General features: G+C 40.8%; 11 protein-coding genes. 10 read left to right on the forward strand and 1 reads right to left on the reverse strand.

The features are described from left to right. Positions 1 to 75 precede the first annotated feature (75 nt). The 8 genes from rplM to B7721_RS10295 all read left to right on the forward strand — a co-directional run bounded on the left by rplM (position 76) and on the right by B7721_RS10295 (position 10,539). Positions 76 to 522, forward strand: coding sequence for a 50S ribosomal protein L13 (rplM, locus tag B7721_RS03825; protein WP_001044624.1), 447 nt, complete (start codon positions 76 to 78; stop codon positions 520 to 522). 19 nt (positions 523 to 541) lie between these two features. After that, a complete protein-coding gene (rpsI, locus tag B7721_RS03830; RefSeq protein WP_000075973.1) occupies positions 542 to 934 on the forward strand; it encodes a 30S ribosomal protein S9 in 393 nt (130 codons plus the stop codon). Between the two features lie 600 nt (positions 935 to 1,534). Then, positions 1,535 to 2,233, forward strand: coding sequence for a class B sortase (locus tag B7721_RS03835; protein WP_084877587.1), 699 nt, complete (start codon positions 1,535 to 1,537; stop codon positions 2,231 to 2,233). Next, positions 2,233 to 2,859, forward strand: a complete 627-nt coding sequence (locus tag B7721_RS03840) for a hypothetical protein (protein WP_084877589.1) — start codon at positions 2,233 to 2,235, stop codon at positions 2,857 to 2,859. The genes B7721_RS03835 and B7721_RS03840 overlap by 1 nt, the downstream gene beginning before the upstream one ends. Next, entirely contained in the window at positions 2,843 to 3,745 is a 903-nt protein-coding gene (locus B7721_RS10270) for a hypothetical protein (RefSeq protein WP_239823795.1), read from the forward strand. Before B7721_RS03840 ends, B7721_RS10270 begins: the two co-directional genes overlap by 17 nt. Then, on the forward strand, positions 3,742 to 6,177 hold the full coding sequence (locus tag B7721_RS10275) for a DNRLRE domain-containing protein (protein WP_239823796.1): 2,436 nt from the start codon (positions 3,742 to 3,744) through the stop codon (positions 6,175 to 6,177). The genes B7721_RS10270 and B7721_RS10275 overlap by 4 nt, the downstream gene beginning before the upstream one ends. Positions 6,178 to 6,267: 90 nt before the next feature. After that, positions 6,268 to 6,483 carry an RHS repeat domain-containing protein gene (locus B7721_RS10285; RefSeq protein WP_239823797.1) on the forward strand — a complete coding sequence of 72 codons (216 nt, stop codon included), beginning with the start codon at positions 6,268 to 6,270 and terminating at the stop codon, positions 6,481 to 6,483. A gap of 87 nt (positions 6,484 to 6,570) precedes the next feature. Then, on the forward strand, positions 6,571 to 10,539 hold the full coding sequence (locus B7721_RS10295; RefSeq protein WP_239823798.1) for a hypothetical protein: 3,969 nt from the start codon (positions 6,571 to 6,573) through the stop codon (positions 10,537 to 10,539). A gap of 22 nt (positions 10,540 to 10,561) precedes the next feature. Here the strand turns inward: B7721_RS10295 and B7721_RS03850 are convergent, their stop codons facing one another. Next, positions 10,562 to 11,461: a tyrosine-type recombinase/integrase gene (locus B7721_RS03850; RefSeq protein WP_061409707.1), complete on the reverse strand. Its 900-nt coding sequence runs from the start codon at positions 11,459 to 11,461 to the stop codon at positions 10,562 to 10,564. Between the two features lie 93 nt (positions 11,462 to 11,554). Between B7721_RS03850 and B7721_RS03855 the strand changes: the two genes are divergently transcribed. Continuing rightward, a complete protein-coding gene (locus tag B7721_RS03855) occupies positions 11,555 to 12,118 on the forward strand; it encodes a hypothetical protein (RefSeq protein WP_084877590.1) in 564 nt (187 codons plus the stop codon). 52 nt (positions 12,119 to 12,170) lie between these two features. Continuing rightward, positions 12,171 to 12,548: a TIR domain-containing protein gene (locus tag B7721_RS03860; protein WP_084877592.1), complete on the forward strand. Its 378-nt coding sequence runs from the start codon at positions 12,171 to 12,173 to the stop codon at positions 12,546 to 12,548. Positions 12,549 to 12,552 lie beyond the last annotated feature (4 nt).

A 12,552-nucleotide genomic window follows, 5' to 3' on the forward strand; every position in this document is an offset into this window, starting at 1 on the left:
CCGGAACCTTTCAAATACCTCGCGGACCGGAACATCCGCCCAGTAAACAAAAACGATATTCATATAGGAGAAATCATGAACAAAACTACATTCATGGCTAAACCAGGCCAAGTAGAACGCAAATGGTACGTTGTTGACGCAACTGATGTACCTCTTGGACGCCTTTCAGCAGTTGTTGCTAGCGTACTTCGCGGAAAAAACAAACCAACATTTACACCACACACTGATACAGGTGACTTCGTAATCGTTATCAATGCTGAAAAAGTTAAATTGACTGGTAAAAAAGCAACTGATAAGATCTACTACACTCACTCAAACCACCCAGGTGGATTGAAACAAATCTCTGCTGGTGAACTTCGTTCTAAAAATGCAGTACGTTTGATCGAAAAATCAGTTAAAGGTATGCTTCCACACAATACTCTTGGCCGCGCTCAAGGTATGAAATTGAAAGTATTCGTTGGAGCTGAGCACACTCACGCTGCACAACAACCAGAAGTTCTTGATATTTCAGGACTTATCTAAGGAAAGGAACAATTAAAGTATGTCACAAGCACAATATGCAGGTACTGGACGTCGTAAAAACGCTGTTGCACGCGTTCGCCTTGTTCCAGGAACTGGTAAAATCACTGTTAACAAAAAAGATGTTGAAGAGTACATCCCACACGCTGACCTTCGTCTTGTAATCAACCAACCATTCGCAGTTACTTCAACTGTAGGTTCATACGACGTTTTCGTTAACGTTGTAGGTGGTGGATACGCTGGCCAATCAGGAGCTATCCGTCATGGTATCGCTCGTGCCCTTCTTCAAGTAGACCCAGACTTCCGCGATTCATTGAAACGTGCAGGACTTCTTACTCGTGACTCACGTAAAGTTGAGCGTAAGAAACCAGGTCTTAAGAAAGCTCGTAAAGCATCACAATTCTCAAAACGTTAATCAATACGATTATATCAACGTTTCAAAACACTTCATGGTTCACACCATGGGGTGTTTTTTTGATGATTTTAAGCAAAATTCACACCACTTTTCACACCAAATTCACACCATTACTTTTTAAGATTACGATATGCAATCTTTCCGACAGCTATTGGAATCACATTTCTATTTATGAAATCTATCATTACGAAAGACTTCATGGAATCAGATAAATATGTAGCGAAATAAGGGGAAGGAATCGCACATTGTGACTATCTAGATCATGAAATATCTAGGGATTCTTCTCAATTAAAAACGATTTTAGAACTCGATTTTTCTATAGAAAATGTAAGAATTGGAGCTTTACAGGTTCAAGGAGTCTTCTATCACAAGAGAGTTTAGGAAAAAATTAGAGTCAGCTCAAACAGTCATTAAAAGAGGAACCCATTCTCATTTGGAGAGGGCTCCTCTTTTCTGTTAAAAAGTAGCGATCAAACAGGTAATGAAGCGGTATACATGTATATGATTATCAAAATATTTTAATAAAAGTATAATTTAAAGGGATAATGTATTTACAAGGGTTATAGGGGTCTGATATAATGATAGTATGGGAGCGATTACATGAAAATTTTAAGGTTTAGTTTATCATTAATTGCAATGGTTGCAGTTTTATTTTTAGGTCTAAAGATCTTGGATGGGTTCGAACAGAAAGCTGTAGAGAAGCATTCTCAAAATGCAATAGAGACGAGGTTTCATCAGAATCCAGATGTCTTTGCTTGGCTAACAGTCGAAGGGACTCGAATTGACTATCCAGTCGCTCAACATTCAAGGGATGATACCTATTACCTATCTCACGATATAGATGGTGAAGAGACCTATTATGGAGCCATATTCACAGAGCTGGTTAACAAAAAAACATTTGAAGATCCTGTCACTATTATTTATGGTCATGCTATGCTAGATGATTCTATGTTCGGGTCTTTAGATTATTTTGCCAAACCAGCTTTTTTTAACGAGCATGAGAGCATCAAAATTGACACGTTGACTCAACATTTTGAATATGAGGTACTGGCAGCCCATTCTTATACAGATGATCATCTTTTTCATACATTTAAATTAGGAAGTCGAGAAGGTCTCCGATATTATTTAGATACATTACAGATAAGAACCTCAGACTATGGGGGATTCTATCGCCAGATAGTTACTGACCCTCAAAAAGATCGATTTTTAATCTTGTCAACCTGTGATGTTGCTGGAAATGATCAACGATTTGTGGTTACTGCTCGTTTAAAAAGTGTCAAAGAAAGGACAAGTAAATAATGAAAATATTAAGACTCTCAAGGTTTTGGAGACTAGCTACTGGCTTACTGTTTTTAGGAGTGGGGCAACGCCTTCTATTTACAGGTGCGATTTCCCCTGTGGTAGTTGAGGAAGGTTTATCACTCATTCTGACCTTACTCAGCCTACTATTTTTAATGATAGGAACAGTTCTTATTTTTCCAATAGCGATCTGGTTTTATAAGCAGTATCGATCAGATAAACGTTTAAATCACACTATTCTGATTTACTTGTTTAGTGCGATTTTATGTGGCATCCTCATCGGAGGCTTGGGTCAAATTTTATACGATAATACGAGTTTGGAGTATGATCATGTCAAGATTGCTATCTGGGCTTTTACTAGCATTATACAAACTTTTCTTAAAGTAATCTTATCCTATAGTCTGGTTAGTATTTACAAAGCTTTACCAATTAAAAGTAGGGTAGATCAATTGCGACTACCTGTTCTGGTATCCATGCTTCTTGTTGCCTTTTGTTTAGCTATCGCTGTTTGGTTCCCAATACTAGGTTCTTTCGTTTTATCCATCGGTGATGCTCTTGTTTTAATTTTTACACTTTATTATTTTATTTATCTTACAAAGGAGAATGATGATGAAAAGACTTCGTAAGACCATACAGTGGTTATTATTGCTGAGTTTATTTATTTCTAATACCCCGCTTATTTATGCAGAAGAAATAAGCCATGCAATCAAACAAGGTCAGGCGGAGGCCGCTTATAAAAAAGCTGTTACAGAGGCGAGTAGCCAGACTGTAGGTTCTGAGAATGCGAATACGGAACATTCGACGAGTGCTGACGCCTCAAAACCAGCAAAAGATGGTGGAGATGCCCTACAGCAACCAAAGGTGGTCAACGAAGAGAGTAAGGCAGAGGCAGAACTAAAGAAACAATATGGAGAACCAGTAGCGATTAGTGGGCAAGAACAATTGTTTCGTGTGGATGAAACTCACTTTGTGACGCATATTGGAAGTGATATTAAAACCTATATTGATCAAGAAGGGGTGGAAGTTCCTGTTGACTTATCTCTCTATTCTTATCATGCCAATGGAAAACACTATTATCTACCTAAAGAATCTCCAGTAGGAGTAGTTCTTCCGAGCGAAGTCAAAGAAGAGACTCCCATTGATATTACACATAAGGATGACAAAATTTCCCTGTATCCGCTTGATAAAACGTATGATCAGGCAACTGTCGAAAAGAATGCCATCTTATACAATAATGTTGATGGCAAAACAGATGTGCAATATACGGTACAGTCTAATGGTGTCAAAGAAGAGATTATCTTAGCAGAGTGGGGTGGGAAGAACTCCTTTACTTATGGTTTGGATGCATCTAAGTATGATGTTTCTTTGAAAGACAATCAAATCCTTGTTCGTGAAAAGGGGAAAACAAAGATCCTCTTTGTACTAACTGCCCCAATGATGGTGGATAGTGCCGGCGCTACAAGTAATGTTATAACCCTTGGACTCAAAAAGGAGATGGACGTCATGAAGTGACAGTCACAGCTAGTAAAGAATGGTTGTCTGCTTCAGACCGTAAGTATCCTGTTCGGATCGACCCGACTGTAACGGTTCCAAGAGAAAAAATCCTTGATGTTGTGACTTCATCTGTACATGGGCAGTACCAAGGTTATGCCTATGGATATGTTGGGTATATGACAGCTGAGATGATGGGGATGGCTGGTGTTCCAGGTGTTCGTGACATCGGACGTGCAAGGATGTACTTTAAGATTAACTACGATTTTCAAAAGAGTATTCCTAAGGAAGCACGTATCGATAGTGCAAGTCTAAATATTTATGAATACACTGCTCCAGATTCTCAATCAACCCAGTTTGCGGCTTATCGCTTGAAGCAAGATTTTGATATCAATACCCTTACATGGGATACTTCTGTGGGACTTGATATGGAAATCGCAGGAAAGAATGCGACCAGTGGTAAGAAGATCGGGATGCATAACTTTGATATCCGTGAGACTGTAAATGCATGGGTTCAAGGTTTAGAACCAAACTATGGTCTAGTTGTAGCTGCAACTGACGAGGGCTCAGATGGTGGTGCTTTCTATACAACCGAAGCTACTGCAGATAATGCAGGACAGATTGGGTTTACCCCAGATAAGGCCCCGAGTTTGACGATTAATTGGTCTGTTCCAGACCCGGTTGATGTCAATTATCCGATTGGGAACACTACCATCAATCTTCGGACCATGGTGAAGACAGATAAGAAAGGGAAACTGCAATTTCAAGGAGTCTTTGCGGATGGTCTGACAACACCGGGTGCTCAGGTTGATTATAACCTTAGTGACACTGCGAAAGACTACAAGGGTCAAAGTTCTGCAAGTTTTTCTTACAAATACCCTGATAGTAGTTCCTTTGATGCAGCCTTTGAAAAAGGAACAACTAAATATAAAGATAAGCTCTCAAACTGGCAGACTCAGGTGCCTTTCACAGAACCTGAACTAAACAAGGTTTATACGATTGACGCAGAGAGTAAAAAGGATGGTCAGACCAGCGGTAAAAAATCAAGCGATACTTTCTTGATTTACAAAGTTACCCAGTTTGATACCCTTCCAAAGATTGCGGCTTACTATGGAGTACCACTGAATCAACTTGCTTACGATAATCGTATCCAAGATATGATGGTTGTACAAAATAATACCCTTTTTATTCGCAATCCAAGAAAGAATGCTGATAAACCTTATAATCCACCAGCCTTGACATCTAATACCAAGGCAGAAATAGACAGGCTTTTAATGGGACGCGGTCTTCACTGTGAGTTTGGATTTGAACCTATCAATCTGAATACGGGGAATTTTTACCTAGATCGAACAGATGTTTCTATCACTGATGTTGACGGGAAGTTTGAAATTACTCGCGCATATAACTCTAAAGCAGCAGGCATCAATAGTCTCTTTGGTCGTGGTTGGTCATTTGCCTTTAATGAACAGTTATCGAGCGATGAAGACCAAAATCTTTACTATACTCGTACAGATGGTTCAATTCTTAAGTTTACGAAGGATGGTGATAACTATCGTGCTCCAAGCGGTTATGACCTCACTCTTGAAGTAAAAAAAGTTGAAACGAAGAAAGGTGATTTTGGCGGAGACGAAAAAGAAGACTATGATGTTAAGGAATACCGAATTGTTGATCACAATCATCAAGAGAAAATCTTTAACTATCATGGCCTCTTAACGAGTCAGACGGATGAAAAAGGTAACAAAACAAGCTTTGATTATAATGAAAATTACCAGCTAACCAAGATTACATCGCCTACAGGCTTGATTTATAGTATCACCTATAACTCAGAGGGCTATATAGGTGCGATTCAAATCCCAAATGGCTCGACTTTGACCTATGAATACGACACGAATGGTCATTTAATTACCTATACGGATGCGACGGGAGTTCCTACTCGTTATGAATATGACGACAAGGGACGTATGACAGCCTGGTACGATGGAAATGGCACCAAGATTATCCAAAACGAGTACGATGAGGAAAATCGTGTTACCAAGCAAACAGATGGTGCAGGTGCTGTTTCAACTCTCTCTTATAGTCAAGGTCAGACTACCACTACTGATGGAAATGGCAATCAAACCGTATATACTTACGATGAGCAATATCGTACAACGGGCATTCGCTATGCCGATGGAACTAGTGTCTCAAAAACGTATGATGACAACAACCGTCTGTCAAGTGTGACGAATGAAGCAGGTCAAACAACTCGCTACACCTATGATAGCAATGGCAATATCTTGACAGAAACGCGTTTTGATGGTGCAGTAAAAACTTCTAGCTATGATGAGAAGAACCATCTTCTGTCTCTCACTGATTTTAGTGGTGCATCGACAGCCCATAGTTATGATGCCAATGGCAATCTAATTCAGACGATATTACCAGATGGGTCTAAGATTGCCTATACTGTCGATTAGCAAGGGCGCATCTTATCTACGACAGATGCGGCTGGTCACACAACTTCCTTTGCCTATCAAGGTGCGAATCTGGTAAGCATTACCAATCCTTTGGGAGGCGTATCAACCTTTACCTACAATGCACACAATCAAGTCACTAGCATTAAGAATCCTCTCGGTGGGGCAAAGACCTTTACCTATGATGCAGAAGGTCGCAAGCTGAGCGAAAAAGATGCTGATGGTGTTGGGACGAGTCATACTTTTGACAAGGCAGGTCAAGTGACAGCTGTGACAGAAGGGAATGGTAACACGACAACCTTCACCTAGGATGGTTTCGGCCGAAAAGTCGGTGCTTCGAATGGAGAAGGTGGAACCTATAGCTACACTTATGATGGTGTTGGAAACCAGCTTTCTGTGACTGATGCAGAAGGACACACTACTAGCTATACCTATGATAGCAAAGGTCGTTTCCTAACAGAAACCAATGCTTCAGGTCAAACGACTACCGTTACTCGTGATGTACTGGGTCGAATTGTCACTCGAACCAATGAAGCAGGCAATAGCAGTAGCTTGACTTACGATGATAGAAATAATGCCGTTAAAACCATCACAGATGCTCTGGGGCAAGTTACTCAAAACACTTATGACGCTGCAGGCAAGTTAACCTCAGTCTCTTACCCAATCGGCACAAAGGCAGAGACTACTTATGATATCATGGGTCGTGTGCTATCTTACACAGATGAAGCAGGGCAAACAGTGACCTACACCTATGACAGTGTTGGTAATAAACTCAGTGAAACCAAAGGGAAAAAGACTACTAGCTATACCTATGATGCAGCAGGAAATGTGACAGGTATGACCTACCCAGATGGTAGCAGTGTTTCCTATGTGTTGGATGCGATGGGGAATATCCTGTCCATGACAGATGCCCTTGGAAAAGAAACGACTTATGAATACAGCAAGGCAGGGCGCCTGATTGCAACGACCAATGCCTTGGGGCACCGTACTAGTATGACCTATGATGCCAATGGCAATCAAAATAGCCTAACAGATGCGGCAGGCTATACTGCTAGTACGACCTATACAGGTCAAAATCAAGTTTCCAGTATTACAGATGGTTTAGGCAATGTCACTAAGATGGCCTACAACCAGATGGAACAGTTAACAGAGTTGACAGATGCCTTGGGTGGCAAGACTCAGTACACCTATAATGAACTGGGCTATCCGATTCAGGTCACCGATGCCAATGGCAATGTCACTAAGATGACCTATACCTCAACGGCTCAACTGGAGGAAGTGACTCTTCCAGACGGAACTACCGTAAAGCAAGAATACGATGCCCTTGATCGTCTCCTCAAGCAGACGCATTCTAGTGGTTTGGTAACGGAGTATAGCTACGATGCCGCCAACCGTGTAGTGAACAAAAAAGATAATCAGGATCTCAATGAGACCTACACCTACGATAAGGCAGGAAATCGCCTCACTTTAACAAACAGCTTGGGTGAGGTTACCCAATACAGCTATAATAGTGACAACCAGCTGACGAAGGTGGTTTACGCAGATAAGACCAGCGAAACCTTTGCCTATGATGTCATGGGCAATGTCGCAAGTTCAACTGACCAAGAAGGTAAGACCAAGACCTATCACTATGATCAAAATGGCAATCTGCTCAAGACTGTCGATCATCTGAAACGTGAAACCAAGTATAGCTACGATGCTCTCAACCGAGTGGTGACAGAGTCGGATGCCGATGGCAATACCTCTACTTACGAATATGATGTCCTTGGCAACCTATCTAAAATGACCGATGCCAATGGCCATTCAAGTAGCTATGGCTATGATGCCAATAAGAAATTGGTACTCTATACGGATCCAAATGGTCAAGCGACAGCCTTTAAGTACGACCCATTAGGACGAATCATCGAAACAGTAGCTCCTACAGGAAGTAAGCAAAGTTTCAGCTATGATGCTTTGGGCAATCGCTTGAGCGAAACCAGTGGTGAAGGTCATACAACGACCTACAGCTATGACAGTATGAACCGTGTCAGAAGCAAGAAACGTCCAACAGGTGGAGAGACACAGTATGCCTATGATACTACAGGTAGCTTGTCAAAAGAAACAGATGCCAACGGTCATAGCACCAACTATGTCAATGACCTTTATGGCCGTGTGACCAAACGCACCTTACCAAATGAGGCGGCTTACACCTACGCCTATGACGCCTTGGGACGTCTCACCAAGCAAACAGGTCCACAGGGACTATCGAAAACCTATAGCTATGATGTGTCTGGGAACTTGGTGAAAGAGACAGACCAATCCGATCGAAGCAATCACTATAGCTATGACAAGGTTGGCCGTCTCTTAACGGCTAAGAACGCCCTTGAACTTGAAACCAAGTATAGCTACGATGAGGCGGGGAATCTAGCTAAACTGACCAAGCCGTCAGGTGCTACAACCACCTTTGACTATACGACCCTCGATCAACTAAAAACGATCAAAACGCCAACTGGTCGAACAGTGGAGTCAAGCTATGACCCAGTCGGTCAGGTAACCAAACGAACCATCAATGGCAAACGCGAAACGACCTATACCTATGACCCGAATGGCAATCTCCTTGAGGAGACGAATCCTCTCGGTCAAGTGACCAAACGAACCTATGATAGCCTCAATCGCCTCACCTCAGAAAGCGATACGGCAGGCCAGTGGACTAAGTATGGCTATGACCACGATAACCATCTCACGAAGATCACAGATGAGGCTGGTGGCGTCGCAAGCATGACCTATGATGCCAATGGCAACCTCACTAGTGTCACATCCGGAAGCAAGCGTGTCAAGACCTACACCTATGACCTAAAGGATCAGTTGCTTACAGCGACACAAGGAAGTGGAGAAAAGGCTTCTACCTCTAGCTATACCTACGACAGTGTGGGCAATGTCACTTCGGTCACGAATGGAAATGGCAAGGTCACAAGCTACAGCTACGACCAGCTTTCCAATCTAGTGGAGCGCATGACCAGTCTCGGAGACAAGGAGACCTATACCTACAATATCAATAACCAGCTCGAAAAAGTAACCAAGTCCGATGGGAAAACCATCAGCTATGACTACAACAAGCTGGATCAACTGCTCAAGGTGGAGTACTCTGAAAAGCAAGATGGTCAAGTCCTCTATACCTATGATGCGGATGGCCGTCGGGTGTCTATGAGTGACCTGACAGGAACCAGTCAGTACGCGACCAATGAAGAAGGCGAGATTACGGGTGTTCGTCAGGGAGATGGTAGCCTGATCCAGTACGAGTATGATGCTTATGGCAATATCTCGAAGATGATTTACCCAGATGGTAGTACGGTATCTTACACTTACGATGAACTGGATCGTCTCACTTCCGTGACAGATGTTAAGGGACAAAAAACCACCTATAGCTACAACCAAGCAGGGGATCTGACGGAGGTTGTTCGGGGAGATGGAACCAAGAGCTTCTTGACCTATGACAAGGCTCACCGCCTCACTGAACTCCGCCATGTGGACAAGCAGGACAAGCTCATCTCCAGCTACGGCTATGAGTATGACGATGGTGGCTATATCGCCAAGGAAACCATTAAGCAGGATGGGGAAACCCTAGTCCATACCTATACCTACGATACTCTAGGTCAAGTGGAAAACATGACGGTATCGGATGGAGCTGGTAAGGAACTCTCCAAGCTCTCTTACACCTATGACCTAGCGGGCAATAAGCTGACCAGCACCGAGACAGTCGATGGCAAGGAGAGCCAGACAGGTTTTACCTATGATGACCATAACCGCTTGACTAAACTGGAAGGGCCAGATGGTACCATCACCTATACCTACGACAAGAATGGCAATCGCATCGCTTCTGAGAAGAACTCAGAAAAGCTAGACTATATCTACGATACAGAGAACCGCCTGCTTGCGATCAAGGACAAGAAGGGTCTTCTCATGGCTGCGCTTTACGATGGGGATGACAACCGCGTCTTCACTGCTAGTCGCAAGGAAGGCAAGAACACCTATCAGCTCTTCCAACGCAAGCCAAAGGATACCAAGTCAGGCCGTAAGTCACCATACACAGCCCCAAGTGGGGACCAACACCCCCTCTTCTGGTATGGCTTTAGTCAGAATGTCCTCCAAGCTCTATCCACATTACCGCAAACGATAGGAAGCATCTGGCACAGCATCTTTGACGATGTGTCGACAGCCTACCACCAGAAAGTGGCTAAGGACCGAGCGACCAAGGATGGACAAGCCGTCGCATCAAGCAGCTATAAACTCTATGGGGCAAGAAAGACAAGTACAGATACAACAGGTCAGCCCTTTGCCTATAACGGCGAAGCTCGTGACGATACTGGACTTAATTATTCAGGATAGGGCTACCTCCATGAAGGTAGCCCTATTTTTTTGACTGTGAATGAATCGAAGCGATGGGATTATACAGAGTTAGAATTTCTTTTTGCTTTGACTGAGATACATGAGTATAGATTTGTGTGACTGAGATAGAACTATGTCCAAGAATTTGTTGAATGTATCGAATATCTACATCACTATCTAGAAGCATTGTTGCGAAACTATGTCTAAACATATGGGGAGTAATAGGTGTAGTTAAGTTATGTTGTTTAACAAGGGTATTTAGAATTAAACGTACACTTTGCTCTGACAATGGTTTGATAGAATATTTTCCAGGGAATAGGTAGTCACTGGATTGAAAACAGTAGTTATTTATATATGTTTCTAGTAAGCTAAATGTTATTTGATCTCCTAAAAATAGGATACGTTCTTTCTTACCTTTTCCCATAATATGGACAGTCCTATTTGAAAGATTAATATTTTTGAGATGAATATGACAAAGTTCGGAAACCCTAATACCAGTTGAAATCAATAGGGAAATGATTAGCAAATTTCTTTCAGCTTTTTGTTTTTGATATTTAGATTTTGAATAGGTAACTTTCTCTTCTAAATGTGAAAAAATACTTTTCAAAATGTCATAAGGAATTGTTTTAGGTAATATTTTTTCCGTTCTAAATTGAAAACGTAATTGATTAAAAGGATTCTCATCAACTAAATTCTGATATTTTAAGTAGCTGTAAAATACCTTCAAACTAGCGATTTTGCGACGTAATGTATTAGATTTAAGATTGGATTTTATCAAATGTTCAACATAGGTTTCCACACGGGTGTAATTTGAATTGTAAAACTGCAAAATATCATTTTTGTAAGCTCTAATCGTATGTGAACTTAAGCGTCTATGAGTTTCGCAGTGGTCTAAGAAAGTAGAAATAAGTGTATAATCCATGAATAACTCCTTTATCAATAATCATGCTATTATAAACTTATTTGGATGCTTTGTATAGTGATAATAAATAGTTATCGGTAGGAGAAATCTGGTGTGAATAATAAAAAAATAAGAGTTTTTTTGAGTAGGCCCAATCCATTTACTAAAGAACAACAGTACTTTATCGCAAAATTAAAAAGTACCTTAGATAAGTACAATATTGAAAGCATAACATTGCAAGCAAAAGATTATTCACCATATGAATCTTTAACTGTTTTGAATGAAATGATAAAAAGATGTTACGGTATGGTCATCTTAGCTTTTGGACATACATATATTCAATCTGGTATTTTAAAAAAGGGAGCAGTTAAGAATAAAAATTTTTTTGAAGCTGAAGAACAATCATTAGATGGAAAATGGATTACTAGTTCTTTTTGTCAAATTGAAGGTGCTATGGCAATTTCAAATAATATTCCCATTTTAATTATTAAGCAAAAAGATTTACGTATTGATGGTATTTTAAAGGATGATAAAAAAATTGTATCTGTATCAGATTTTACTTTAGAAAACACTTCACAAATTGATTTCTTTTTTGAAAATATTTTAGAAAAAGAGATATACTGTTGGAAAAAATCACTAGAACAAACATTTAATAAAATTGAAGGAAAAATTGTATAAAGCGTTTTCTAAAGTGGTATAATAAAGTCAAAACTTTTATAGGATAAAATAGATGAAAAGAATTTTTATAAGCTTTGCAATTGAAGATGAAAATCTTCGAGATTTACTAAGGGGACAATCACGAAATACGAACTCCCCATTTGAATTTGTAGATATGTCTGTTAAGCAACCGTGGGATTCTCAATGGAAAACTAAATGTAGAACAAGGATTAGAGGGTGTGATGGTATGATTTCTATCATTACTAGGAATACCAAGAATGCCGATGGGCAAATTTGGGAAATGAACTGTGCTACAGATGAGGGGATACCACTACTTGCAATTTATGGTAACAAAGGTCATATTGGTGCAACGATTCCAAATGAATGTGGCTATCTTCCTGTAGTAGATTGGAATTGGGAAAAGATTAGCGCTTGGATAAAACAATTGTGAGGAA

This window comes from Streptococcus oralis subsp. oralis (genome assembly GCF_002096445.1).
In the GTDB taxonomy this organism is placed as follows: domain Bacteria; phylum Bacillota; class Bacilli; order Lactobacillales; family Streptococcaceae; genus Streptococcus; species Streptococcus oralis_N.

What these genes read in the sequence shown, in the direction of transcription:
- rplM (WP_001044624.1), top strand. Translation starts at nt 76, where the DNA reads ATGAACAAAACTACATTCATGGCTAAACCAGGCCAAGTAGAACGCAAA.
- rpsI (WP_000075973.1), top strand. Translation starts at nt 542, where the DNA reads ATGTCACAAGCACAATATGCAGGTACTGGACGTCGTAAAAACGCTGTT.
- B7721_RS03835 (WP_084877587.1), top strand. Translation starts at nt 1,535, where the DNA reads ATGAAAATTTTAAGGTTTAGTTTATCATTAATTGCAATGGTTGCAGTT.
- B7721_RS03840 (WP_084877589.1), top strand. Translation starts at nt 2,233, where the DNA reads ATGAAAATATTAAGACTCTCAAGGTTTTGGAGACTAGCTACTGGCTTA.
- B7721_RS10270 (WP_239823795.1), top strand. Translation starts at nt 2,843, where the DNA reads ATGAAAAGACTTCGTAAGACCATACAGTGGTTATTATTGCTGAGTTTA.
- B7721_RS03850 (WP_061409707.1), bottom strand. Translation starts at nt 11,461, where the DNA reads ATGGATTATACACTTATTTCTACTTTCTTAGACCACTGCGAAACTCAT.
- B7721_RS03860 (WP_084877592.1), top strand. Translation starts at nt 12,171, where the DNA reads ATGAAAAGAATTTTTATAAGCTTTGCAATTGAAGATGAAAATCTTCGA.